The sequence below is a fragment of the Streptomyces sp. MK7 genome (assembly GCF_032658145.1).
Lineage (GTDB): Bacteria > Actinomycetota > Actinomycetes > Streptomycetales > Streptomycetaceae > Streptomyces > Streptomyces spiralis.
Genome location: NZ_JAVACL010000032.1, coordinates 21,447 through 46,106, shown reverse-complemented (window position 1 = coordinate 46,106; position 24,660 = coordinate 21,447). Strand labels below are relative to the sequence as shown.

Sequence of the window (24,660 nt, the reverse complement as noted above, 5' to 3'; positions counted from 1 at the left end):
GGGCGCGGGGGACCAGGCAAGCAAGCAGCAGGGAGCGCATGACGTGCGGCCGGTAGGCAGCAAGTACCTCCTGGAGGAGCCGCTCGGACGCGGTGCCACCGGGACCGTCTGGCGAGCCCGCCAGCGTGAGGCCGCGGGCGCCGAGGCGGCCGTGCCCGGTCAGCCCGGCGAGACCGTGGCGATCAAGGTCCTCAAGGAAGAGCTCGCCAACGACGCCGACGTCGTCATGCGCTTCCTGCGGGAGCGCTCCGTGCTGCTCCGGCTCACCCACCCGAACATCGTCCGGGTCCGCGACCTGGTGGTCGAGGGCGATCTGCTGGCGCTGGTCATGGACCTCGTCGACGGTCCCGACCTGCACCGCTACCTGCGCGAGAACGGCCCCTTCACCCCGGTCGCCGCCGCGCTGCTCACCGCCCAGATCGCCGACGCGCTCGCCGCCAGCCACGCCGACGGGGTGGTCCACCGCGACCTGAAGCCGGCGAACGTCCTGCTCAAGCAGGACGGCGGCGAGATGCACCCGATGCTCACCGACTTCGGCATCGCCCGACTGGCGGACTCGCCCGGGCTGACCCGCACCCATGAGTTCGTCGGCACCCCCGCCTACGTGGCGCCCGAATCCGCCGAGGGCCGCCCGCAGACCTCCGCCGTGGACGTCTACGGCGCCGGCATCCTGCTGTACGAGCTGGTGACGGGCCGCCCGCCGTTCGCCGGCGGCTCCGCGCTGGAGGTCCTGCACCAGCACCTGAGCGCCGAGCCGCGCCGCCCGTCCACGGTCCCCGACCCGCTGTGGACGGTCATAGAACGCTGCCTGCGCAAGAACCCCGACGAGCGGCCCAGCGCCGTGAACCTCGCCCACGGCCTGCGGGTCGTCGCCGAGGGCGTGGGCGTGCACGCGAACGTCGCGCAGATCGCCGCCGCCGAGGGCGTCGGTGCCCTGCTGGCCCCCGACCCGGCGCCCGCGACCGTGCCCGCCGCGGACACCCCCGGTGTGCCCGGCGCGGCCGACCCGACCCAGGTGCTGCCGCACGGTGCGCAGGGCATGCCGGGCGTGCCGGCGTACGACCCGAACGGCGCCACCAGCGTCCTGCCGCACACCGGCGGCCCGGCCGGCGCCGCCGACCCCACCCGCGTGATGCCGCCGATGCCGCAGGGGCAGCAGGCGCAACAAGGACAGCAGGGGCAGCAGGGGCAGCAGCCCGGGCAGCCGCACCCCTGGCAGTCCCAGCTGCGCGCGGCCCGCGACCGCAACGAGCAGACGCAGATCCAGTACCTCGACCCGGGCGAGGACCCGCTGCGCCGCCGCCCCCAGCGGCAGGTCGCCCGGCCGCAGCAGCAGCCGCGCCCCCAGCCGCAGCCCCAGCCCGGCTACGGCCATCCGCAGCAGCAGCCCCGCTACGCCCAGCCGCAGCCCCAGCAGTACGCCCCGGCGCCGCAGCGCCGGCAGGCCCAGCAGCCCCAGCGGTACGCGCCGCCGCCCGCCCCGGAGCCCCAGCGCCCGGCGCGCGAGCCGCGCGCCCCGCGGCAGCGCAGCGCGAACCCCATGAAGATCCCCGGGCTCGGCTGCCTCAAGGGGTGCCTGTTCACGATCCTCATCCTGTTCGTCGCGAGCTGGCTGGTCTGGGAGCTGAGCCCGTTGCAGGAGTGGATCGGCACCGGCAAGGGCTACTGGGACCAGCTGAGCTCCTGGGTCGGCGAGGCGGCCGGCTGGATCAAGGACCTGGGCGGCAGCGGCAGCTGACCGGCGAGCCTCCGGATCGACGCTCTGGCGCATGAGTCTGGAGATTTGTCGACACCTGGCGGGTGATTTCCGTCTCCGCGGTGAAGGTTGGCTCCACGGACGCGTAGTTTTGGCGGCAACACGCGTCTGTAGGAGCAGTCTTGGCACGGAAGATCGGCAGCCGGTACACCGCGAACCAGATCCTGGGGCGGGGCAGCGCCGGCACGGTGTGGCTCGGCGAGGGGCCGGACGGGCCCGTCGCGATCAAGCTGCTGCGCGAGGATCTGGCGTCCGACCAGGAGCTCGTGGGCCGCTTCGTGCAGGAGCGGACCGCGCTGCTGGGCCTGGAGCACCCGAACGTCGTCTCCGTACGGGACCTGGTCGTCGACGGCAACGACCTCGCCCTGGTCATGGACCTGGTCCGCGGCACGGACCTGCGCACCCGCCTGGAGCGGGAGCGGCGGCTGGCGCCCGAGGCGGCGGTGGCCATCGTGGCCGACGTGGCGGACGGGCTGGCCGCGGCACACGCGGCCGGGGTCGTGCACCGGGACGTCAAGCCGGAGAACGTACTGCTGGACATGCAGGGCCCGCTCGGCCCCGGCGGGTCCCACCCGGCGCTGCTGACGGACTTCGGTGTGGCCAAACTCATCGACTCGCCGAAGCGGAGCCGCGCCACGAAGATCATCGGCACCCCGGACTATCTGGCCCCGGAGATCGTGGAGGGCCTGCCCCCGCGGGCGGCGGTGGACATCTACGCCCTGGCCACCGTGCTGTACGAGCTGCTGGCCGGGTTCACCCCGTTCGGCGGCGGGCACCCCGGCGCGGTGCTGCGCCGGCATGTCACGGAGACGGTGGTCCCGCTGCCCGGCATCCCCGACGAGCTGTGGCAGCTGATCGTGCAGTGCCTGGCCAAGGCACCGGCGTCCCGGCTGCGGGCCTCCGAGCTGGCGGCGCGGCTGAGGGAGCTGCTTCCGATGCTCACCGGCATCCCGCCCCTGGACGTGGACGAACCGGACGACGCCGACCCGGCCCAGGAGCCGCGGGAGGAGGTGCCCGAGCGAACCCCGGCGCCCGGCGGGGACGGCGCGCCACGCCGGGGAGCGGTCCCCCTGGTGCCCGGCGCCAGGCCGGACTCCAACCGGGACACGCACACCTCGATGCGGGTCCCCGCCCCGGACGAGCTGGCCGGCGGCGCGCACGGCACGGCCCGCGCCCCTCGCACACCCGGCGCGCCCCGCCCCGGCTCCGCCCGCAACCGCTCCGCGGCCCGCCGGCGGCGGATCACACTGAGCGTGGCGGGTCTGGTGCTCGTCGCGGCCGTCGGCGCCGGTGCCTGGTGGGCCACGTCCGGCGACGTCCCGGCGAGCGGGCCTCAGGACACGCGGCACTCGGCGCCCTCCACGCCGTGACGGCGGTCACCGCCCGGCCATCCACGCTTGGCGGAGCCGTTACGCTGGATGCGTGGCAGTCGTCGATGTATCCGAAGAGCTCAAGTCCCTCTCCTCGACCATGGAGTCGATCGAGGCCGTTCTGGACCTCGACAAGATGAGGGCAGACATCGCCGTGCTCGAGGAGCAGGCGGCCGCGCCGTCCCTGTGGGACAACCCGGACGAGGCGCAGAAGATCACCAGCAAGCTCTCCCACCTCCAGGCCGAGGTCAGGAAGGCGGAGGCGCTGCGCGGACGGATCGATGATCTCGCCGTGCTGTTCGAGCTGGCCGAGGCCGAGGACGACCCGGACACCCGTGCCGAGGCCGAGACCGAGCTGACCGAGGTCAGGAAGGCGCTGGACGAGATGGAGGTCCGCACCCTCCTCTCCGGCGAGTACGACGCGCGCGAGGCCCTGGTCAACATCCGCGCCGAGGCCGGTGGCGTGGACGCCGCCGACTTCGCCGAGCGGCTGCAGCGCATGTACCTGCGCTGGGCCGAGCAGCACGGCTACAAGACCGAGGTCTACGAGACGTCGTACGCGGAGGAGGCCGGCATCAAGTCGACCACCTTCGCCGTGCAGGTGCCCTATGCCTACGGCACCCTCTCCGTCGAGCAGGGCACCCACCGGCTCGTCCGCATCTCCCCCTTCGACAACCAGGGGCGGCGGCAGACCTCCTTCGCCGGTGTGGAGATCCTCCCGGTCGTCGAGAAGTCCGACCACGTCGAGATCGACGAGTCCGAGCTGCGCATCGACGTCTACCGGTCCTCGGGCCCCGGCGGCCAGGGCGTGAACACGACCGACTCCGCGGTCCGCATCACCCACCTTCCGACCGGCATCGTCGTCTCCTGTCAGAACGAGCGCTCCCAGATCCAGAACAAGGCCACGGCGATGAACGTCCTCCAGGCCAAGCTGCTGGAGCGGCGCCGGCAGGAGGAGCAGGCCAAGATGGACGCCCTCAAGGGAGACGGCGGAAACTCCTGGGGCAACCAGATGCGCTCCTACGTCCTGCACCCGTACCAGATGGTCAAGGACCTGCGCACCGAGTTCGAGGTCGGCAACCCGGAGGCCGTGTTCAACGGCGAGATCGACGGGTTCCTGGAGGCCGGAATTCGCTGGCGCAAGCAGCAGGAGCAGGCTGCGAAGTAACTTTGTCGACAAGGCAACTGCCGCCTCCGGGGCGGCAGTTGCCTTTTTCGTTGCCGGAAGTCCGGGTTTTGCATCACGCTCACATCGCTCTACGTCCCGCAAAGAGCGCGTACCAGGGCATCTCGTACGCAACGGCCTTGACGTTGCTTTGAATTATGGGAAGGGTGAAGCGTGGCATGCGCATCTCTGGGGCGCATGTGAACCGGGGGGCTTCATCGTTCAGCGACCTCCGTCGATCACTGCCCCGAGCGCGGCCTCACAGACGATTCGGTTACTGGGGGTAGCAACCATATGACGAAGAAGACGCGGATCCGGGTCGCGCGGATAGCCGCCGGCGCCGTGATCGCGGCCGGCGCCTCGCTGACCGCCGCGGGCGTGGCGTCCGCTGCGGGGGGTATCGAGCTCGGGGTGAACACGGACGACGGCACCGTCTCCGCCAAGGTCAACCTCGACGGCGACGACCCCACCTGCGGCATCGCCACCAACCCGGAATGCCCGACCGACCCGGGCGACGGTGACCCGGGCAACCCCGGTGACCCTGGTGACCCCGGTGACCCGGGCAACCCCGGTGACCCGGGCAACCCGGGTGACCCGGGCGACCCGGGTGACCCGGGCAACCCTGGCGATCCTGGTGACCCGGGGAACCCCGGTGACCCCGGTGACCCGGGCGATCCTGGTGACCCGGGGAACCCCGGTGACCCGGGCAACCCGGGTGACCCGGGCGATCCTGGTGACCCGGGCAACCCTGGCGACCCCGGGAACCCGGGCAACCCCGGTGATCCGGGTGATGGTGGCAGCACCCCCAGTAACCCGGGCGGCAACGGCGGTTCCGGCGACAACGGCGGCTCGGACAACAACGGTGGCGGTTCCGGCGACAACGGCGGCCCGGACGACAACGGTGGCGGTTCCGGCGGCGACACCGGCACCACCCCCGACGGCAACACCCCCGCCCCGCAGGACCAGGGCTCCTCGGCCCTGACCGACACCGGTTCCACCACCCCGGCCAACACCGCGCCGCAGGGCAACGGCAAGGAGCTCGCCGAGACGGGTGCCGGGCAGACCGCGTTCCTGCTGATCGGCGCCGCGACGATGATCGCCGGAGGCGTCGGCTTCCGCGTCCTGCCGCGCCTGGTGTCGGGCCGCGGCGGAACCGCCGCCTGAGCGTAGCCGCACCCCCACGGGGCGTACCCGGCATATGACGCCGAAGGGCCCGGAGCGTCGCTCCGGGCCCTTCGCGTGGTCCGATACGCCTCGCGGCCGGCTAAGCCGTCTGGTGCGCCAGCAGCGCCACCGCGGCGATCAGCACCGCCAGCAGCGCGATCAGCGCCATCGGGTTCAGCCCCGCGAAGAAGTTCTCCTGCTGCAGCCGCTCGCGGTTCGCTCGGCACACGGGGCACCGGCCCTCGCTCACGGGCGCCGCGCAGTTCGCGCACACCAGCCGGTCGTACGTCATGCGCTCGCCCTCCTTGCACCGGTTACCTCTACAACGCCCGCGGACACGCGAACGTTCCCCTCCCCACAATGCCAGGTTCCCCGGATTTCAGCTCGGGCTCCCCTCAGGTCCTCCTGAAGCGCCGCTCCTGCCCCGCCGAAGCACAGACAAAACGCACAACTGACCCGCAACCCAGACCGGTGACTGCGCTCGCACACCCGACTCGCGTATGGTCACGCTCATCTACCCCCGGCGACCCGTGGTGCATCCGTGATCCGATTCGACAATGTCTCCAAGGTCTACCCCAAGCAGACCCGCCCCGCCCTCAGGGATGTCTCCCTGGAGGTCGAGAAGGGCGAGTTCGTGTTCCTCGTGGGGTCCTCCGGCTCCGGAAAGTCCACCTTTCTGCGGCTGATCCTCCGCGAGGAGCGGTGCAGTCACGGCCAGGTGCACGTCCTCGGCAAGGACCTCGCGCGCGTCTCCAACTGGAAGGTGCCGCAGATCCGCCGCCAGTTGGGCACGGTGTTCCAGGACTTCCGCCTGCTGCCGAACAAGACGGTCGCCGAGAACGTGGCCTTCGCGCAGGAGGTGATCGGCAAGTCGCGCGGTGAGATCCGCAAGTCGGTGCCGCAGGTGCTCGACCTCGTCGGGCTCGGCGGCAAGGAGGACCGTAGGCCGGGCGAGCTCTCCGGTGGTGAGCAGCAGCGCGTGGCCATCGCGCGGGCCTTCGTCAACCGGCCCAAGCTGCTCATCTGCGACGAGCCCACCGGCAACCTCGACCCGCAGACCTCCGTCGGCATCATGAAGCTGCTCGACCGCATCAACCGGACGGGCACGACCGTGGTGATGGCGACCCACGACCAGAACATCGTGGACCAGATGCGCAAGCGCGTCATCGAGCTGGAGAAGGGCCGCCTCGTCCGCGACCAGGCGCGCGGCGTCTACGGCTACCAGCACTGAAGAGTCCACGTCGGAAAGGCTTGACCAGACGCCATGCGCGCCCAGTTCGTCCTGTCGGAGATCGGTGTCGGTCTCCGCCGCAACCTGACGATGACCTTCGCGGTCGTCGTCTCCGTCGCCCTGTCGCTCGCCCTGTTCGGCGGGTCGCTCCTGATGAGCGACCAGGTCACCAAGATGAAGGGCTACTGGTACGACAAGGTCAACGTCTCGATCTTCCTCTGCAACAAGAGCGACGCCGAGAACGACCCCAACTGCGCCAAGGGCGCCGTCACCGAGGACCAGAAGAAGGCGATCCTCGCCGACCTGAAGAAGATGTCGGTGGTCGAGACGGTCACCTACGAGTCCCAGGACGAGGCGTACAAGCACTACAAGGAGCAGTTCGGCGACTCCCCGCTGGCCAGCTCCCTCACGCCGGACCAGATGCAGGAGTCGTACCGGATCAAGCTGAAGAACCCCGAGCAGTACAAGGTCATCGCCAGCGCCTTCAACGGACGCGACGGCGTCCAGTCGGTCCAGGACCAGAAGGGCATCCTGGACAACCTCTTCGGGCTGCTGAACGGCATGAACTGGGCCGCGCGCGCGGTGATGGCGATGATGCTGGTGGTGGCCCTGATGCTGATCGTGAACACGGTGCGGGTCTCGGCGTTCAGCCGGCGCCGGGAGACCGGGATCATGCGGCTCGTGGGCGCCTCCGGCTTCTACATCCAGGCGCCGTTCATCATGGAGGCCGCCGTCGCCGGACTGATCGGCGGCACGGTGGCGTGCGGATTCCTGGTGACCGCGCGGTACTTCATCATCGACCACGGTCTCGACCTGGCGCACAAGCTCACGCTGATCAACTTCATCGGCTGGGACGCCGTGCTGACCAAGCTGCCGCTCATCCTCGCGACGAGCCTGCTGATGCCCGCGCTCGCCGCGTTCTTCGCGCTGCGCAAGTATCTGAAGGTGTGACACACGCCAAAAGGGCCGTACGGCCAAGCGGACGTACGGCTGTGAGGCGTTGTCCTAGACTCACCGCCATGTCAGGTCGTGACCCGTTCTGTCAGCCCCGCCGCAACCGCGCCGGGGCCACCCTGACACTGGTCTTCGCGGGTGTGCTCGTGGCCGGCGCGGCGACCGGCTCCCTGCCCGGCTCGGTGCCGGACGGCGCCGGACGGAAGTCCTCCGCGCAGGCGGCCGGTTCGACCGAGCTCGAGCCCGCCGGCCACCACGAACAGGTGACGAAGGCGGCCGAGGAGGCCATGGCCGCCGGAAAGTCCCCCATGCAGGCCGCCGAACGGGCCGTCAGCCGCAGCGGCGACCGCTGGGGCGCCGTCTACTCCCAGGGCGACTACGAGGAGTTCCAGGAGGCCCTGGACGGCCAGTACACCGGCGTCGGCCTGTGGGCGCGGCGCGAACGGGACGGCCGTATCGACGTCTCCAAGGTGCAGGCCGGCTCGCCCGCGGCCGAAGCCGGGATCCACCAGGGCGACCGGCTGCGCAGCGTGGACGGCGAGAAGGTGGACGGGCTGCCCGTCACGCAGGTCGTCTCCTTACTGCGCGGCGACGCCGACGACGCGCCCGCGGGCACGGCCGTCACCCTCGGCCTCCAGCGCGGCACGCGCGCGTGGACGCAGACCGTCCGCCGCGCCCGCCTGTCGACGGACCCGGTCACCGAGCGGCGCCTGGCCGACGGGGTGACCGTCATCAAGATCACCGCGTTCGCGAAGGGTGTGGGCGAGAAGGTCCGTACGGCGGTACGCCGGTCGCCCTCGGGCACCGGGATCATCCTGGACCTGCGGGGCAACTCCGGCGGCCTGGTCACCGAGGCCGTCGCTGCCGCCTCCGCCTTCCTCGACGGCGGCCTGGTCGCCACCTACGACGTCGACGGCACGCAGCACGCCCTGCACGCCGGCCTCGGCGGCGACACCGGAAGACCCCTGGTCGCGCTCGTCGACGGCGGCACGATGAGCGCGGCGGAGCTGCTCACCGGCGCCCTTCAGGACCGCGGCCGCGCGGTCGTGGTGGGCTCCCGCACCTTCGGCAAGGGCTCCGTGCAGATGCCGAGCCGGCTGCCCGACGGCTCCGTCGCAGAACTCACGGTCGGGCACTACCGCACGCCTTCGGGCCGCAGCGTGGACGGCCACGGCATCACCCCGGACCTGGACGCGGCCGGCGACGCGCTGGGACGGGCGCGTACGGTCCTCGCGGGCCTGGGCGACGACCCCTCGTGACCGCGCGGACGCCGACCGTATGCGCGGTGCCGGCTGACGCACGCCCCCGATAATCTTTCCCCGCGACCCCTCCGTAGTGCGAAAATGGTGAGCACTATGGCTAAGGAAAAAGGGCGCAAGCTGATCGCGCAGAACAAGAAGGCGCGGCACGACTACCACATCCTCGACACCTACGAGGCCGGCCTGGTCCTCACCGGTACCGAGGTGAAGTCGCTGCGCCAGGGGCGGGCCTCGCTGGTCGACGGCTTCGTGCAACTGGACGCCCACGAAGCGTGGCTGCACAACGTGCACGTGCCCGAGTACAGCCAGGGCACCTGGACCAACCACAGCGCCCGCCGCAAGCGGAAGCTGCTGCTGCACCGGGTGGAGATCGAGAAGCTGGAGTCGAAGTCCCAGGAGACGGGTCACACGATCGTGCCCCTCGCCCTGTACTTCAAGGACGGCCGCGCCAAGATCGAGATCGCGCTGGCTAGAGGCAAGAAGGAGTACGACAAGCGCCAGACCCTGCGCGAGAAGCAGGACCGGCGCGAGGCCGACCGCGCGATGGCGGCGGTGCGCCGCAGGCAGCGCGGCTGAGCCGGGACCGAGCCGGGATCCGGATCGGGCGCCGGGTCGGGAATGTTCCGCTGCCGGGTCGCGTTGTACGTGGTACGAACGCCGTACGACGGCCGGGTGACCGGCGGGAATACGGTGGCGTCGGCGGGCGTTGTTCCGTACGATGGCACCCGCACCTCACGGCAGGTGCGCGCCTTGAAAAATCAACATGGGGATGATCGGTTTCGACAGCGGCTGTCGAAGCAGGGGAAGCGTGTCGAGGAAGCGGCCATGATCTCGTAAACCACAGGCCGAAAAAAATAATCGCCAACACCAAGCGCGATTCCTCCCAGCAGGCCTTCGCCCTCGCTGCCTGATCTCAGGTAGCAGAGCGAGCCTCCTACTAAGGGAGTGTCAGCCCGGGGCTGTTCCCGACCCGGATCCTGGCATCAGCTAGGGGACTAAACCTTGATCCCGGTCACGGGGTGAAGAGGGAAACCACACAGTGACTGAGCCCGTCGGAGACTTGTCCGCGTGATCTCCGGGGCCGAGAAAAGCGAAGCGGACTGCACACGGAGAAGCCCTGGTTCCGCACCGTTGGACGCGGGTTCGATTCCCGCCATCTCCACCAGCTGGAGCTGGGGGCCCGGCCCCCAGACCCCGCACCCCATGTGGGCAAGGCCCCGTCGCTTCCGAGCGACGGGGCCTTCGTCATGCCCACGACGGAGGTGCGGGCGACCGCGTGACCGCCGGGGTCACCCGGTCCGTCGGGTGAGGGAGATCAGCAACGCCACCGCCGCCGCGGCCACCGGCACCCCGTAAGCCGCCGTCGGGGACAGGTGCTCCACCGCCCAGCCGCCGGTCGCGCTGCCGCAGCCGATGCCGCCGAGGAGGCCCGTCACCGCCAGGGTCATGCCCTCGTTGAGGTGGCCCTCGGGGGTGCGCTGCTGGACCAGGGTCATGTTGGTGACCATGGTGGGCGCCGTCGCCGTACCGGCGACGAGCAGGGCACCCGACAGCAGCAGGAGGGAGCCGGTCAGGGCGGCGGCCAGCAGGGGCAGCGTCATGAGAGCCGTCATCGCCGCCACACACCACCGCAGCCGCCGCCCGGCCGGTCCCGCCGGCCGCAGCAGCCCGTACACCAGACCCGCCACGCACGACCCGGCCGCCTGGAGCCCGAGCGCCACGCCCGCCACCGACCGGTGCCCCTGGGCGTCCGCGAACGCCACCGTGACCACCTCCATGGCCCCGAACACCGCCCCCATGGCGAGACACACCGCGAGCTGCGCCGGCATGCCCGGGGCGCGCAGGGGTGCCTTCGCCCGGGACGACAGCGGCCGGGGCGGCGGCTCCGTCGAGCGCTGGGCGGCGAACAGCAGCACGCCGGTGAGCAGCAGCGCCGCGCCGGTCAGCGTCCCGGCCTCCGGGAAGACCGTGCCGCACAGGAAGGCCGCGAGGACCGGTCCGAGCATGAAGCACAGCTCGTCGGCCGCCTGCTCGAAGGAGTTCGCGGTGTGCAGGGCCTCGGGGTCGCCCTTGAGCAGGTGGGCCCAGCGGGCGCGGGACATCCCGCCGGTGTTGGGGGTGGTCGCGGTGGCGGCGTAGGCGGCGAAGAGGGTCCAGTCCGGGGCGTCGTAGTGCACGCACAGCACCAGGGCCAGGCTGCCCAGCACCGCGCAGACGGTGGCGGGCACGGCGGTGCGTGCCTGGCCGTGGCGGTCGACCAGCCGCGCGATCCAGGGCGCGGTCACCGCGGTCGCCGCCAGGCCGGTGGCGGTCACGGCACCGGCGAGGGCGTACGAGCCGCGGGCCCCGGCGATCATGACGACCGCGCTCACGCCGAACATGCCCGAGGGCAGCCGGGCTATGAGGTTCCCGGCGGTGAAGGCGCGGGCGCCGGGGAGGGCGAAGAGACGGCGGTAGGGATTGCCCGACGCCGGAGCGGTCGCGGCGGGCACGGCTCGTTCGGTCGTTCCGGTGGGCGGCCCGGGGGTCGCTTCGGTGTTCGTCGCTGGCATGTCCCCCACCGTCGCGCGCGGTGGATCACCTGGTCCAACACCTTGTCGGTGCCGATTCACGCACTCACGTTGTAAGTTCACCGCATGCCCGACCTGCCCGGCCGCCGCCCCCTGGATCTCCGCCTGCTGCGCGCCTTCCTCGCCGTCGCCGAGGAGCTGCACTTCACCCGCGCCGCCGCCCGGCTGTACGTGGCCCAGCAGGCACTCAGCCGCGATGTACGGCGGCTGGAGCGGGAGTTGGGTGCCGAGCTGTTCGTGCGGACGACCCGGCTGGTGACCCTGACCGCCGACGGCGAGCGGCTGCTGCCGTACGCGCGCCGGGTGCTGGACGCCCAGGACGAGTTGCTGGCCGCCTTCGGGCAGGCCCGCCCGCTGCTCGTCGACCTGAACTCGCCGGGCCTGGCCACCGGCCGCCGCGTGCTCCAGCGGGCCCGTGAACTCGCCCCGGAGCACGAGATCATGGCCCGTTTCGAGAGCGGCCTGACGGGCGCGGCGGCCGAGCTGCTGGCGGGCCGCCTGGACGCCTCCTTCGGCCGGTACGCGGGCCTGGACCCGGCGCTGCGGTCCCTGCTGGACCATCAGTTCGTGCGGTACGAGCCGATGGCGGTCGTCCTGCCCGAGGACCACCCGCTGGCCCCGCTGCCCCAGGTGCCGCTGGCCGCGCTGGAGGGCGAGACCGTGTACGCGGGCGCCGGGAACCCGCGCACCCCGGAGTGGACCGATCTCGCGCACCGCCTGTTCGACGGCCGGGGCATCGCGGTCGCGCCGCCGGCTCCGCTGGCCGTCGGGGTCGAGGAGTTCGAGCGGCTGATGGCCAAGACCGGCCACCCGGTGCTCGCGGTGGTCGGCTTCCCGCCCCTGCCCCGGACCGTCGTACGGCCGCTCGTCGACCCGGTTCCGCTGTCACCGGTGTCACTCGTGTGGCGCAGGGGACTGGTGCATCCCGCGTTCGACGCCCTGCGACGCGCGGCGGCGGAACTGGCGGCACGTGAAGGATGGTTCCGGCGACCCGAAACAGGATGGATTCCAGCCATTGACGAATCAGCGGCGAATCGGTCAATTCCGTTCACCATTGATCTTCACGATTCCTGACGACCTCCGCGGGCGTACGTTCGTGACCGCCGAGCACGGTGGGACAACGGGGGCGCTCGGGCAGGTGGGGGCCTGTTCCGGCGACGTGGGGCTCGGAGTCGAACGCGCACCCGGAAGACTCCCGTGGGGGAAGCTACGTGCGCGTGAACAAGGGGCCGGAAGAGGCCCAACCCGAATGGCCCGCGGCCGCGTCCGCGACCGGAGCGGTGCCCGCCGCCGAAGACGACGGCGGCGGTGACGCCGGTGAGGACGCCCAGACGTTCCCGGAGACCGGCACCGGCCGTGCGCTGCGGGTCGAGGACCCGTGGGAGGAGCCCGGACACGACGGCTCCGACCCGGGCGAGCTGACCGTCCGCCTCGACCGTGTCGAGGGCAGTCCGGACGACACGGGCACCTCCCGCGACCCGGACGGCCGCGAGGGCGGCGGCTCCGAGGGACCCGTCTTCGTCGACGCGTCGGGCCGCCGCAGCCGGCGGTTCCGCCGGTTCGGCATGGCGGTGGGGCTCGCCTGCGCGGTCTACGCCGTCGTCATCGTCGTCACCCTCCTCTCGGGCAACTCCGACGCCCCCTGGTTGCCGGTGCCCGGACAGGCCGACGACCGGCCGGCCGGCAAGGTCGACACCTCCCCGGTGCCCTCGGAACCGGTACGACCGCCCGGCACGGGAGGCGGCGTCGCCGTACCAGGAGTGCCGGGCGTATCGGGGGTGCCGAACGTGCCGGGGATCTCCGCGTCGGCCTCCGGCTCCGGCAAGCCGTCCGCGGGCCCCGGTGCCACGGCGCCCCAGTCCTCCGCCGGTCCGCTCCGGCCGGGAGCCTCGGCCTCTCCCGGGCCGAGCGGCACGGCGAGCGGCGGGCCCAAGCCGCCCGGTGCCGGCGGTTCGACCGGACCCGTCGTCGGTCCGACCCCGCCGTCGGCCTCCACCTCACCCGACCCGACACCCAGCGGCAGCGGTGGCGCGTCCTCGTCCGACCCGTCGCCGTCCTCCGGCGGAGGCGGCGGCGGGAGCACGAGCGGCTCCGGACCTGGTTCCGGAACGGTCGCGGAGGGGCCGGGCTCCCCGGTGCCCGTGACGAGCGAGCCGGCACCGGGAACCAGCGGGGGACCGGGCCCGACGACGGCACCCGGACCCACCTCCGCGCCGGGTCCCGCCGGGACCTCCGGCGCCTCCGGCGATGCGTCGGCCCCGGCGTCCACGGGGAACCTCGCCTGATGGCGGCCCGCATCCGTCGCGGCGACGCACGCCGCCCCGCCGACCACCGCCCCGCCGACCGCCCCGCCGACCGCCGGGCCGCTGCCGGGCGCCGTCCTGCCGCCCGCCGTCCCGCGGCGCGCAACCGTCCTGCCGCGCGCCTGCCCCTGCGCCACCTGCTGCCCACGCTCGTGCTGGCCGCGCTGATGGCGATGCTGATGCTGCGCGGCTATGTGCACAGCGAGATCCTGGCCGACCACCGCATCCGCCCCGAGGCCGCCACCGACAAGGTGCCGGAGAAGATCCTCGACGGCGGCCCGGTCATCGACACCCGCGGCGGACGGGCGACCAGCCTGCGCGTGCCCGACCACCGCCTGGTCCTCACCTTCGACGACGGCCCCGACCCGGCCTGGACGCCGAAGGTGCTGGACGTGCTCAAGAAGCACCACGCCCACGCGGTCTTCTTCGTCACCGGCACCATGACCTCCCGCTACCCGGACCTGGTCAGGCGCATGGTGGCCGAGGGCCACGAGGTGGGCCTGCACACCTTCAACCACCCCGACCTCTCCTACCAGTCCTACAAGCGCATCGACTGGGAGCTGTCGCAGAACCAGCTGGCCATCACCGGCGCGGCCGGCGTGCGGACCTCGCTGTTCCGGCCGCCGTACTCCTCCTTCGCCGACGCCATGGACAACCGGTCCTGGCCGGTGACCGAGTACATCGGCAGCCGCGGCTACATCACCGTGGTCAACACCGTCGACAGCGAGGACTGGCAGAAGCCGGGCGTCGACGAGATCATCCGGCGGGCCGCCCCGAAGGGCGGCAAGGGCGCGATCGTGCTGATGCACGACTCCGGTGGCGACCGCCACCAGACCGTGCAGGCACTGGACCGCTACCTGCCCGAACTCCAGGCGCGCGGCTACCGGTTCGACAACCTCACCGAGGCACTCGGCGCGCCCAGCGCGCTCACCCCGGTCACCGGACCCGACCTGTGGAAGGGCAAGGCCTGGATCTTCCTGGTCCAGGCCGCCGACGGCATCACCGGCGGCCTGGGCATCTGCCTGGCGCTGGTCGGCGGGCTGGTCATCGCACGCTTCGCCCTGATGCTTCTGCTCTCCGGCGCGCACGCCCGCCGGGTGCGCCGCCCCGGCTTCCGCTGGGGAGAGCCGGTGACCGAACCGGTGTCGGTGCTGGTGCCGGCGTACAACGAGGCCAAGTGCATCGAGAACACGGTCCGTTCCCTGATGGCGAGCGAGCACCCGGTCGAGGTCGTGGTGGTGGACGACGGCTCGGTCGACGGCACCGCGGACATCGTCGAGGCCATGAACCTGCCCGGCGTACGGGTCGTGCGCCAGCCCAACGCGGGCAAGCCGGCCGCCCTCAACCGCGGTATCGCGCACGCCTCGCACGACCTGATCGTGATGATGGACGGCGACACCGTCTTCGAACCGTCCACCGTCCGCGAGCTCGTCCAGCCCTTCGGCGACCCACGGGTCGGCGCGGTGGCCGGCAACGCCAAGGTCGGCAACCGGAACTCGCTGATCGGCGCCTGGCAGCACATCGAGTACGTGATGGGCTTCAACCTCGACCGCCGCATGTACGACACCCTGCGCTGCATGCCGACGATCCCGGGCGCGGTCGGGGCGTTCCGGCGGTCCGCCCTGAAGCAGGTCGGCGGCATGAGCGACGACACGCTCGCCGAGGACACCGACATCACCATGGCGCTGCACCGCGCCGGCTGGCGGGTGGTGTACGCCGAGAACGCCCGCGCCTGGACCGAGGCACCCGAGTCGGTCCAGCAGCTGTGGTCCCAGCGCTACCGCTGGTCCTACGGCACCATGCAGGCGATCTGGAAACACCGCCGCGCCCTGCTGGACCGCGGGCCGTCCGGCCGCTTCGGCCGCGTGGGCCTGCCGCTGGTGTCCGTGTTCATGGTGGTGGCCCCGCTGCTCGCACCCCTGATCGACATCTTCCTGCTGTACGGCGTGGTCTTCGGCCCGACGCAGAAGACGATCCTGGCCTGGCTGGGCGTCCTGACCATCCAGGCGACCTGCGCGGCGTACGCCTTCCGCCTGGACCGCGAACGCATGACCCACCTGATCTCCCTGCCGCTCCAGCAGATCCTCTACCGCCAGCTGATGTACGTCGTCCTGCTCCAGTCCTGGATCACCGCACTGACCGGCGGCCGGCTGCGCTGGCAGAAGCTGCGCCGCACGGGCGTGGTGGAGGCACCCGGCGGACCGGCATCGCGCGAGCGCGTGAGGGCGACCACCGAGCTGTCCGAGGCGACCCGCACCTTCGAGGCGACGGAGACCTTCGAGACGACCGGGACCTTCGAGACGACCGATCGGAGGCCGGTGGCATGACGCAGGCCCTCGCCCCGGAGAACGCGGCCGGCCGCAAACCGGCCGGCGGCCGGGACCGCTACCTGGACCTCCTGCGCGCCCTCGCCCTGCTCCGGGTGGTCCTCTACCACGTCTTCGGCTGGGCCTGGCTGACGGTGCTGTTCCCGTCGATGGGCGTGATGTTCGCGCTGGCGGGCTCCCTGATGGCACGCTCGCTGGACCGCCCGGCGGCAAGCGTGATCAAGGGCAGGCTCAGAAGGCTCCTGCCGCCGCTGTGGGCGTTCGGCGCGATCCTCCTGCCCCTGATGCTGGCGGCCGGCTGGAACCCGGTGAAGGACCCCGACATCGGCGGCGCGGCCGGCCTGGTGAAGCTCCTGACCTACGTCGTCCCGGTGGGCGCCCCGCCGTACCCCGAGCACCTGGGCTCCGACTCCGGCCTGCTGGACGCGACCTGGGCGGACGACGCGGCGGGTCCGCTGTGGTACCTGCGGGCGTATCTGTGGTTCGTCGTGGCGTCACCCCTGCTGCTGCGGGCGTTCCGCCGCGCCCCGTGGCCGACCCTGCTCGCCCCGCTCGCCCTGACCGCGGTGGTCGGCACCGGCCTGGTGACGATCCCCGGCGAGACGGGTGACGCGGTGACGGACTTCGCGGTCTACGGCGGCTGCTGGATCCTGGGCATCGCCCACCACGAGGGACTGCTGCGGAGGATCCCCCGCTATGCGGCGGTCTCGTTCTCATCCGTGCTGATGGCCTTCGCGCTGTGGTGGGCGTCCGGCCACCAGGGCCCCGACGGCTGGGACCTGAACGACATCCCGCTCGCCCAGGCGACCTGGTCCTTCGCGGTCGTCGTGATCCTGCTCCAGTACTCCCCGTCCTGGCAGCGGTTCCCCGCCCGGCTGCGCCGCTGGGAGCCGCTGATCACCCTCGCCAACAACCGTGCGGTCACGATCTACCTCTGGCACAACCTGCTCATCGCCCTCACCGTCCCCCTCCTCGACCAGGCCTACAATCTGCCCTTCCTGCGGGGCGACCGCGCGTCGGCGTTCCTGGACTCGACCTACGGCCTGTGGATGTTCGTCCTGGTGTGGCCGCTGATCGCCGCCGCGATCCTCGCCTTCGGCTGGATCGAGGACCTGGCGGCGAAACGGAGGCCACGGCTGTGGCCGAGCGGGAGGGGGGCCGCCCGTCCCCGGCACCACCTCTCATCCCCGCCCGCCCCGCGGTGAGAGCAACGTTCCCTGTCGGTCACCCACAGCCACAGCGCGGAAACGCCGTCTTCCTACCTTCGGGAGGCAGCCACTGAACGCATCCCAGCGCACCGCACCGTGGAGGACTCATGACAGCCAGCCGCAGTCCCAGCCGCAGCCGTTGGATCGAGGCCTGGGATCCGGAGGACGAGGTCTTCTGGGAGGAGAAGGGCGCCGGGATCGCCAACCGGAACCTGTTCTTCTCCGTGCTCTCCGAGCACATCGGGTTCTCGGTGTGGACGCTGTGGTCCGTGCTGGTGCTGTTCATGGGGCCCGAGTACGGGCTGAGCCCCGCCGACAAGTTCCTGCTCACCTCCATGGTGACGCTGGTGGGGGCCGTGGTCCGGGTGCCGTACACCTTCGCGGTGGCCGTCTTCGGCGGACGGAACTGGACGATCATCTCGGCCGGTCTGCTGCTCGTGCCGACCGTGGCAGCCTTCACGGTCATGGAGCCCGGCACCTCCTTCTCCACCTTCCTCTGGGTGGGGCTGCTCGCCGGCATCGGCGGGGGCAACTTCGCCTCCTCCATGACCAACATCAACGCCTTCTTCCCGATGCGCAGGAAAGGGTGGGCGCTCGGGCTGAACGCCGGGGGCGGCAACGTAGGCGTGGCGACGATCCAGCTGGTGGCCCTGGCCGTCATCGGGGCGAGCGGCGGGCCGCGTGTGCTGCTCGGGATCTACATTCCGCTGATCGTCGTCGCCGCCGTGCTCGCCGCGCTGTTCATGGACAACCTCGCCACCGTGAAGAACGACACCGGTGCCGCCGTGGACGCCGCCAAGGACGCCCACACCTGGATCATGTCGTTCCTCTACATCGGGACGTTCGGGTCCTTCATCGGCTACAGCTTCGCCTTCGGGCAGGTGCTGACGAACCAGTTCGGGCGCACGCCGCTGCAGGCCACGTACCTCACCTTCATCGGGCCGCTGCTCGGCTCCCTGATCCGGCCCGTCGGCGGCCGGCTCGCCGACCGCTACGGCGGGGCGAGGATCACCCTGTGGAACTACGTCGTCATGGCCGCCGCCACCATGGTCCTCGTCGTCGCGAGCATGCAGAAGTCGCTGTCGCTGTTCGTCGCCGCGTTCGTCGTGCTGTTCTCGCTCACCGGGATCGGCAACGGGTCGACCTACAAGATGATCCCCGGGATCTTCCAGACCAAGGCCCTGGCCGAGGGGCTGGAGGGTGAGGCGGCCGTGGCGTACGGGCGGCGGCTGTCCGGGGCCTCCATGGGCCTCATCGGAGCCATGGGAGCGCTCGGCGGCGTCGGCATCAACCTCGCCTTCCGGCAGTCGTTCCTCTCCTACGGCTCCGGAACCGGCGCCTTCGTCGCCTTCCTCGTCTTCTACGGTGTGGCCTTCGCCGTCACCTGGGCCGTATACCTTCGCCGCCCGGCGGGGCAGGCTGTGTCTACGGTGGCAGCGGAGACGAAGCCGCAGCTCAGCTACGCCGAGGTGTGACGTAACACCGGTGCAATGAAGCCGAACCGAGCCCGTCATGCGCCGTTGACAGGCTCGGTGGCGGCGTGCCGGTCAGCTAGGAGAGCGAGCACATGTACGACGAAGAGCACCAGGCCGAACGGTCCGAGCACGGGCCGCTCGCCGGATTCACCGTGGGCGTGACCGCCGCGCGCCGGGCCGACGAGCTGGGCGCCCTCCTCCAGCGGCGCGGTGCCACCGTCCTGCACGCGCCCGCCCTGCGCATCGTTCCGCTCGCCGACGACGGGGAGCTCCTCGCCGCCACCAAGGAGATCATCGACCAGGTGCCCGGCGTGGTGGTCGCCACCACCGCGATCGGCTTCCGCGGCTGGGTGGAGGCGGCCGAGGGGTGGGGACTCGGCGAGGCGTTGCTGGCCCGGCTGCGCCAGACCGAGCTGCTGGCACGCGGGCCCAAGGTGAAGGGCGCGATCCGGGCGGCCGGGCTGAGCGAGGAGTGGTCGCCCTCCTCGGAGTCCATGGCCGAGGTGCTCGACCGGCTGCTGGAGCAGGGTGTGGACGGGCGCCGGGTGGCCGTGCAGCTGCACGGCGAACCACTGCCGGGGTTCGTGGAGGCGCTGCGCGCCGGGGGAGCGGAGGTGGTCCCGGTACCGGTGTACCGCTGGCTGCCCCCGGAGGACCCCGGTCCGCTGGACCGCCTGCTGGACGCCGCCGTCTCCCGTGGCCTGGACGCGCTCACCTTCACCAGCGCACCGGCCGCCGCGTCCCTGCTGGCGCGGGCCGAGGTGCGGGGGCTGCTGCCCGAGCTGCTGACCGCGCTCGGCCACGACGTGCTGCCGGCGTGCGTCGGCCCCGTCACCGCGGTGCCGTTGCAGGCGCACGGCATCGACACCGTGCAGCCGGAACGGTTCCGGCTGGGGCCGCTGGTGCAGTTGTTGTGCCACGAACTGCCGGGACGGGCACGGGCGTTGCCGATCGCCGGGCACCGGGTGGAGATCCGGGGCCACGCGGTGCTGGTGGACGAGGACCTGAAGCCGGTGCCGCCGGCCGGCATGGCGCTGCTGCGGGCGCTCGCCCGGCGGCCGGGCTGGGTCGTCTCCCGAGCCGACCTCCTGCGCGCGCTGCCGGGTACGGGCCGGGACGAGCACGCGGTGGAGACCGCGATGGCCCGCCTGCGCACGGCGCTCGGCACCCCGAAACTGATCCAGACGGTGGTCAAGCGCGGCTACCGGCTGGCCCTGGACCCGGCGACCGAGGAGAAGTACGCACAGGCGTAGGGGCTCAGCCGCGGGCTCCCGCTCATGGGTACGTCCCCTGGTGGCACGCCACGGACAACGGCGTGGCGTCCCGGCGCCCGCCCACCTCGAACCACAGCAGCTTCCCGGCGCCCCGGTCCAGCGGGCTGTCGCGGAGCGACCAGCTGCCCCAGGAGTCGGCGTACTCCTGCACCAGACCCAGCCCCCGCCCGCCTTCGGCTTCCGCCGGGGCGGGCGTGACCCGATCCCAGGGCGGCTCCCCGAAGGGCGCGGGGATACGCGGATGGCTGTCCCACACCCCGACCCGCAACCGGCCGTCCGCGAGGGCGGTCAGCCGCAGGGAGGCGGGGCCCTTCGTGTGCCGATAGGCGTTGGTGACCAGCTCGGAGGCCAACAGCTCCACGGGGTCGAGGAGTTCTTGTCTGCCGTGGCTGCTGAGAGCCGCCCGTACGGTCATACGTGCGACGCGTGCCGCGCGGGGATCATGCGGCAGGCGAAGGGCGTACACCCAGGTGTCGGACGGGGATACGGTGCCCATGGAAACCTCCAGCGAGAGAAGGGACTCGGGCTCGCTCAACCACTCCGCCCGGCGGTGGCTCTGCCTGGGGAGGTGCGCTTCCGGCTTACAGGTTCGTGGAGTTGAGCGGGACGCGATTACCGTAGGGCAGCTGGTTAGATGCATCTAACGGAATGCGTAGGATCCGTCCATTCTTCACTCGTGTGAGGGAGCGTTGCGCCGCGTCGCGGCCAGGAAGGAGACGCCGTGCCGCCCACCAACAGCCCGACGCTTCGGCAGCGACGGCTGGGCACAGAGCTGCGCAAGCTCCGGGAACGAGCGGGGCTCACCGCCACCAGCGCCGCCGAGCTGCTGGGCGTCAACCAGGCGCGCGTCAGCATGATCGAGACCGGCCGCACGCCCATCAGCGCCGATCGGGTGCGCTCCATGGCGCACCTCTACGACTGCTCGGACGGGGCGCTCATCGACGCCCTTGCCGCGATGACGGGAAAACGCACCCGCGGCTGGTGGGAGGAGTACCGCGAGCACGTGCCGGTCGCACTGATCGATCTCGCCGAGCTGGAGCATCACGCCTCCGCGCTGCGAGTGGCACTGATGATCCACATCCCGGCGCTGCTGCAGACCACCGACCATGCCCGTGCCATCTTCCGGTCGGCAGCGCCGCCGATGCGGCAGTACGAGATCGAGTACCGTCTCACGCATCGCATGAAGCGGCAGGGCGTTCTGCACAGGTCGGATCCGCCCCCGTACGCGGCGATCATCCACGAAGCGGCGCTCCGCATGAACTTCGGCGGCTCCGCCGTAGCGCGCGGCCAGCTCAAGCACCTGCTGGGCATGAGTGAATTGCCGCACGTCACCGTGCGCGTGATCCCTTTCGGTGCGGACCATTTCCCGACCACCGGCCAACCCTTCGACTACGTCGAGGGCCCTGTCCCGCAGCTCGACACCATCCAGTTGGACTCACACCACGGCGCCTGCGAATTCATCGACGCCGAAGCCCAGTTGAACAAGTACCGGGCGGTGCTGAACCGTATGGAGGCTTGCGCGCTCAACCCCGCCGTGACGCGCGACTTCATCCACCAACGCATCCAGGACCTGAAGGAGTAACCATGCCGACCCTCTGCTGGCAGAAGTCCACCTACAGCCCCGACGGCTCGAACTGCGTCGAGATAGCCACCACGCCCACCACCATCCACATCCGAGACTCCAAGACCCCCACCGCGCCCCACCTCACCGTCACCCCCTCCGCATGGGCGGACTTCCTCTCGCCGGTACGGGGGGTTCCGGACGCGGGAGCGGGCAGGCACTGTGGGAGGTGAAGGTTCCCTGTCCTAGGCGGTGGCAGGCACATGACACTGGGTACGGCCACGGTCCCGTACGAGCTGCGCTTCGACGCCGGGCGGATCTGCCTGGATCTCCTCGCCACCACCCATCCCGGCGAACGCCTGGACTCCCCGCCCGCGCTGTGTGCCTGGATCACCGGCTCGGGACTGGTGCCGCCGGGTACGGCGCTGACGCACACCGACGCCTCCTGGGCACCCCGCTTCCACGGACTGAGGGACGACGTGGGGAAGTTGGTGCGCGCGCACCTCGCGGGGGACGCCCGTCCCCACGATCTCGCGCTCGCCCGCCTCAACGACCTCGCCCGCCCCGCACCGCCCGCTCCCCGCGCCGTACGCGACACGGACGGGACGCTGGTGCGCGCGCTGGCCGGCCCGCCCGAGTGCGCCGCGCTGCTCGCGGCCGTCGCCAGGGACGCCCTGGACCTGCTCACGGACCCCGTGGCCCGGGCGGCCCTGCGCCAGTGCGCGGGCGACAACTGCCCGATCGTGTACCTGGACACCTCTCGTGGCCGCAGGAGGCGCTGGTGCTCCAGCGAGGTCTGCGGCAACCGCGAACGAGTGGCCCGCCACCGCCGCCGCGCGGCCCTCGCCCGCGCCTGAGAGGCCCTCCGCGCCCCAGAGACGCGCCGGCCGCGCTGGTTGCGTGCGCTGTGCGTCGCCGCCGTGGGGCGAGGGCCGACCCATCGCAGTCCGGCTTCCGCGACGCCGGCCCGGCCTGCTAGGGAGCCACCGCCACGCTCGGTCCTGGGCAAGCCGGAAGTTCCGGCTTGCCCAGGTGATCCCGGCCGGTGACCTCGCCGCCGTCACCGGCGTCGAACTCCGCGAGCCGTCGCGGCCCGGTGGTCCGCTCGCGGCCGAGATGGCGGGGCTGCTGTGGAAGTGCCGGCGTCTGACCGCGGCTCAGGTGGGGCGTGTGGGCGACGAAGCCGAATCGATGCTCGTAGCCGTGCCCGACGATGCCCCCGTCGAAGACTGGAATCGCGTCCGTCACCGCCGCGGGAGATGGTGGGGTGCGCCGAGGCGGTGAGGGGCAGCCCGCCTCGGTGGTCGTGCCCAGCCGCGTGTGATTTGGGCAACACATCGTTTGGGTGCCGGGGTGAGCGGGCAGCACGGCTCGCCTCATCGGTGTGGCGGAAACGTAAAGGACGGGTGGGGGGAATGTGCCCTCATGTCCTCCCTCGTCAGGTCGCCCGGAAGAAAACCGTGGGCTCGCTTTGAACGCGGGGCGTTCCGTATCCGTACCCGTGCACGAGCGACCGACTGGGGGAACCCCCGGACACCGGAGGTGGGCGTGCGCAAGGATGCGGCCGTGGCCAATGAACGTGGATCGAGGGCCCGACATCGCATGTCCTCACAGCCCTCGGAACCTGACGAGGAGCTGATGCGCGCGCTGTACCGCGAGCACGCCGGACCCTTGCTCGCGTACGTCCTCAGGCTGGTCGCCGGAGACCGGCAGCGTGCCGAGGACGTGGTGCAGGAGACGCTCATCCGTGCCTGGAAGAACGCCGGCCAGCTCAATCGAGCGACCGGTTCGGTACGCCCCTGGCTGGTGACGGTCGCCCGGCGCATCGTCATCGACGGCCACCGCAGCCGGCAGGCCCGGCCGCAGGAGGTCGATCCGTCGCCGCTGGAGGTCATCCCCGCGGAGGACGAGATCGACAAGGCGCTGTGGCTCATGACGCTGTCGGACGCGCTCGACGACCTGACGCCGGCCCACCGGGAGGTCCTCGTCGAGACGTACTTCAAAGGGCGTACCGTCAACGAGGCGGCCGAGACGCTGGGCATCCCCAGCGGCACCGTCCGCTCCCGGGTGTTCTACGCCCTGCGTTCGATGAAGCTGGCTCTGGAGGAGCGGGGGGTGACGGCGTGATGAGCATCTACGGGGGAAACCAGGGATTCGGCCCGGGTGGTTCGGGTATGTCAGGGTCCATGCAGGGATCACCGGCCCCGAACGAGCACGAGACCGTCGGCGCCTACGCCCTCGGAATCCTCGGCGACGCCGAGGCAACCGCTTTTGAGGCACACCTCGCCACCTGCGAGTGGTGCGCCCAGCAGCTCGACGAGCTGGCCGGGATGGAGCCGATGCTGGCCGCGCTCGCGGACCTGCCGGGCGCCGGCAGCCCCGCGATCGGCGAGTCCCTGTCGGCGAAGCCCAGTCCGCGGCTGGTGGAGAAACTGGTCGACGAGGTCTCCGAGCACCGCGCCCGGAAGCGCCGCAAGGGCTTCTACCTGGTCGCGGCGGCCGCGGCACTGATCATCGGCGGCCCGCTGACGGTGTACGCGGTCAGCGGTTCGGACGGCGGCTCCACGCCCACGGTCGCCGCGAGCCCCGTGAAGGCCGCCTTCGACACCATGTCCGACAAGGTGACGGCCACCGATCCGGCCACGCACGTCACCGCGACCGTTGCCCTGGAGAAGAAGGACTGGGGGACCAACGCGGTCCTGCAGCTGAAGAACGTGACCGGCCCCGAGCGCTGCTCGCTCATCGCCGTCGGCAAGAACGGCGAGCGGGAGACCATCACGTCCTGGTCCGTTCCCGGCTGGGGCTACGGCGTTCCGAACGCCAAGACCGAGGAGGCCAAGAACCCCCTCTACATCCGCGGTGGCGCGGCCTTCCAGCCGAACCAGATCGATCACTTCGAGGTCATGACCTTCGACGGCAAGCGACTGGTCCAGGTGGACGCCTAGCGAACAGCCCAAGAGGTGCCCGGGCCGCCGCCCGGCTTCCGCCGACGGGTCCCCTTCGCGTACGGTTGACGGCTGCCCAGCACGTCAGAAGGGGGCCC

The 24,660-nt window shown here is 71.6% G+C and carries 23 protein-coding genes and 1 other RNA gene; 20 read left to right on the top strand and 4 right to left on the bottom strand.

Going from position 1 to position 24,660, the window contains the following annotated elements:
* The first annotated feature begins 43 nt into the window (after positions 1-43).
* The 4 genes from R2S09_RS28445 (at position 44) to R2S09_RS28430 (ending at position 5,455) form a co-directional block, all read left to right on the top strand.
* A complete protein-coding gene (locus R2S09_RS28445; RefSeq protein WP_316744125.1) occupies positions 44-1,738 on the top strand; it encodes a serine/threonine-protein kinase in 1,695 nt (564 codons plus the stop codon).
* A gap of 140 nt (positions 1,739-1,878) precedes the next feature.
* A complete protein-coding gene (locus tag R2S09_RS28440) occupies positions 1,879-3,126 on the top strand; it encodes a serine/threonine-protein kinase (protein WP_306189378.1) in 1,248 nt (415 codons plus the stop codon).
* 52 nt (positions 3,127-3,178) lie between these two features.
* Positions 3,179-4,294, top strand: coding sequence for a peptide chain release factor 2 (prfB, locus tag R2S09_RS28435; protein WP_306189379.1), 1,116 nt, complete (start codon positions 3,179-3,181; stop codon positions 4,292-4,294).
* A 291-nt stretch (positions 4,295-4,585) separates the two neighbouring features.
* Positions 4,586-5,455, top strand: coding sequence for a hypothetical protein (locus tag R2S09_RS28430; RefSeq protein ID WP_316744124.1), 870 nt, complete (start codon positions 4,586-4,588; stop codon positions 5,453-5,455).
* 100 nt (positions 5,456-5,555) lie between these two features.
* Here R2S09_RS28430 and R2S09_RS28425 read toward each other — a convergent pair whose 3' ends face one another.
* Complete coding sequence (locus tag R2S09_RS28425) at positions 5,556-5,747, bottom strand: hypothetical protein (RefSeq protein ID WP_016438128.1); 192 nt, start codon at positions 5,745-5,747, stop codon at positions 5,556-5,558.
* A gap of 249 nt (positions 5,748-5,996) precedes the next feature.
* On the opposite strand from R2S09_RS28425, the gene ftsE reads away from it, so the two are divergent.
* The 5 genes from ftsE to ssrA all read left to right on the top strand — a co-directional run bounded on the left by ftsE (position 5,997) and on the right by ssrA (position 10,064).
* Positions 5,997-6,686 carry a cell division ATP-binding protein FtsE gene (ftsE, locus tag R2S09_RS28420; RefSeq protein WP_086726378.1) on the top strand — a complete coding sequence of 230 codons (690 nt, stop codon included), beginning with the start codon at positions 5,997-5,999 and terminating at the stop codon, positions 6,684-6,686.
* A 33-nt stretch (positions 6,687-6,719) separates the two neighbouring features.
* Positions 6,720-7,637, top strand: a complete 918-nt coding sequence (gene ftsX / locus R2S09_RS28415; protein WP_306189380.1) for a permease-like cell division protein FtsX — start codon at positions 6,720-6,722, stop codon at positions 7,635-7,637.
* A 68-nt stretch (positions 7,638-7,705) separates the two neighbouring features.
* Positions 7,706-8,899 (top strand): S41 family peptidase, encoded by a 1,194-nt coding sequence (locus R2S09_RS28410; RefSeq protein ID WP_316744121.1) that lies wholly within the window; start codon positions 7,706-7,708, stop codon positions 8,897-8,899.
* A gap of 96 nt (positions 8,900-8,995) precedes the next feature.
* Positions 8,996-9,475: an SsrA-binding protein SmpB gene (smpB, locus tag R2S09_RS28405; RefSeq protein ID WP_306189382.1), complete on the top strand. Its 480-nt coding sequence runs from the start codon at positions 8,996-8,998 to the stop codon at positions 9,473-9,475.
* A 189-nt stretch (positions 9,476-9,664) separates the two neighbouring features.
* Positions 9,665-10,064, top strand: a transfer-messenger RNA (tmRNA) gene (gene ssrA, locus R2S09_RS28400).
* A gap of 124 nt (positions 10,065-10,188) precedes the next feature.
* Here ssrA and R2S09_RS28395 read toward each other — a convergent pair.
* On the bottom strand, positions 10,189-11,451 hold the full coding sequence (locus tag R2S09_RS28395; RefSeq protein ID WP_316744119.1) for an MFS transporter: 1,263 nt from the start codon (positions 11,449-11,451) through the stop codon (positions 10,189-10,191).
* An 84-nt stretch (positions 11,452-11,535) separates the two neighbouring features.
* Between R2S09_RS28395 and R2S09_RS28390 the strand changes: the two genes are divergently transcribed.
* The 6 genes from R2S09_RS28390 (at position 11,536) to R2S09_RS28365 (ending at position 20,035) form a co-directional block, all read left to right on the top strand.
* Positions 11,536-12,543, top strand: coding sequence for a LysR family transcriptional regulator (locus R2S09_RS28390; RefSeq protein ID WP_306189384.1), 1,008 nt, complete (start codon positions 11,536-11,538; stop codon positions 12,541-12,543).
* A 137-nt stretch (positions 12,544-12,680) separates the two neighbouring features.
* Positions 12,681-13,754, top strand: a complete 1,074-nt coding sequence (locus R2S09_RS28385; protein ID WP_316744117.1) for a translation initiation factor IF-2 — start codon at positions 12,681-12,683, stop codon at positions 13,752-13,754.
* 185 nt (positions 13,755-13,939) lie between these two features.
* On the top strand, positions 13,940-16,099 hold the full coding sequence (locus R2S09_RS28380) for a glycosyltransferase (protein WP_316744166.1): 2,160 nt from the start codon (positions 13,940-13,942) through the stop codon (positions 16,097-16,099).
* Positions 16,096-17,304 carry an acyltransferase gene (locus tag R2S09_RS28375; protein WP_306189386.1) on the top strand — a complete coding sequence of 403 codons (1,209 nt, stop codon included), beginning with the start codon at positions 16,096-16,098 and terminating at the stop codon, positions 17,302-17,304. The genes R2S09_RS28380 and R2S09_RS28375 overlap by 4 nt, the downstream gene beginning before the upstream one ends.
* A 110-nt stretch (positions 17,305-17,414) precedes the next feature.
* Complete coding sequence (locus R2S09_RS28370; protein WP_316744115.1) at positions 17,415-18,782, top strand: nitrate/nitrite transporter; 1,368 nt, start codon at positions 17,415-17,417, stop codon at positions 18,780-18,782.
* A 92-nt stretch (positions 18,783-18,874) separates the two neighbouring features.
* Positions 18,875-20,035: a uroporphyrinogen-III synthase gene (locus R2S09_RS28365; RefSeq protein WP_316744113.1), complete on the top strand. Its 1,161-nt coding sequence runs from the start codon at positions 18,875-18,877 to the stop codon at positions 20,033-20,035.
* A 22-nt stretch (positions 20,036-20,057) separates the two neighbouring features.
* Here R2S09_RS28365 and R2S09_RS28360 read toward each other — a convergent pair whose 3' ends face one another.
* Positions 20,058-20,552 carry an ATP-binding protein gene (locus R2S09_RS28360; RefSeq protein ID WP_316744112.1) on the bottom strand — a complete coding sequence of 165 codons (495 nt, stop codon included), beginning with the start codon at positions 20,550-20,552 and terminating at the stop codon, positions 20,058-20,060.
* Between the two features lie 225 nt (positions 20,553-20,777).
* Here R2S09_RS28360 and R2S09_RS28355 point away from each other — a divergent pair, with 225 nt between their 5' ends.
* From R2S09_RS28355 to R2S09_RS28345, 3 genes are read left to right on the top strand one after another with little or no spacing between them, the layout of a single operon-like run.
* The gene (locus R2S09_RS28355) at positions 20,778-21,638 is read left to right on the top strand and encodes a helix-turn-helix transcriptional regulator (RefSeq protein WP_316744111.1); all 861 of its coding nucleotides are present in this window, start codon (positions 20,778-20,780) and stop codon (positions 21,636-21,638) included.
* Positions 21,639-21,640: 2 nt separating this feature from the next.
* Positions 21,641-21,850 (top strand): DUF397 domain-containing protein, encoded by a 210-nt coding sequence (locus tag R2S09_RS28350; RefSeq protein ID WP_316744110.1) that lies wholly within the window; start codon positions 21,641-21,643, stop codon positions 21,848-21,850.
* Positions 21,851-21,880: 30 nt separating this feature from the next.
* Positions 21,881-22,474, top strand: coding sequence for an ABATE domain-containing protein (locus tag R2S09_RS28345; RefSeq protein WP_316744109.1), 594 nt, complete (start codon positions 21,881-21,883; stop codon positions 22,472-22,474).
* Positions 22,475-22,592: 118 nt separating this feature from the next.
* Here the strand turns inward: R2S09_RS28345 and R2S09_RS28340 are convergent, their stop codons facing one another.
* The gene (locus tag R2S09_RS28340) at positions 22,593-22,865 is read right to left on the bottom strand and encodes a hypothetical protein (protein ID WP_316744108.1); all 273 of its coding nucleotides are present in this window, start codon (positions 22,863-22,865) and stop codon (positions 22,593-22,595) included.
* Between the two features lie 294 nt (positions 22,866-23,159).
* On the opposite strand from R2S09_RS28340, the gene R2S09_RS28335 reads away from it, so the two are divergent.
* A complete protein-coding gene (locus R2S09_RS28335; protein WP_030167252.1) occupies positions 23,160-23,744 on the top strand; it encodes a sigma-70 family RNA polymerase sigma factor in 585 nt (194 codons plus the stop codon).
* The gene (locus R2S09_RS28330; RefSeq protein ID WP_316744104.1) at positions 23,744-24,562 is read left to right on the top strand and encodes a zf-HC2 domain-containing protein; all 819 of its coding nucleotides are present in this window, start codon (positions 23,744-23,746) and stop codon (positions 24,560-24,562) included. The genes R2S09_RS28335 and R2S09_RS28330 overlap by 1 nt, the downstream gene beginning before the upstream one ends.
* The last annotated feature ends 98 nt before the right edge of the window (positions 24,563-24,660 follow it).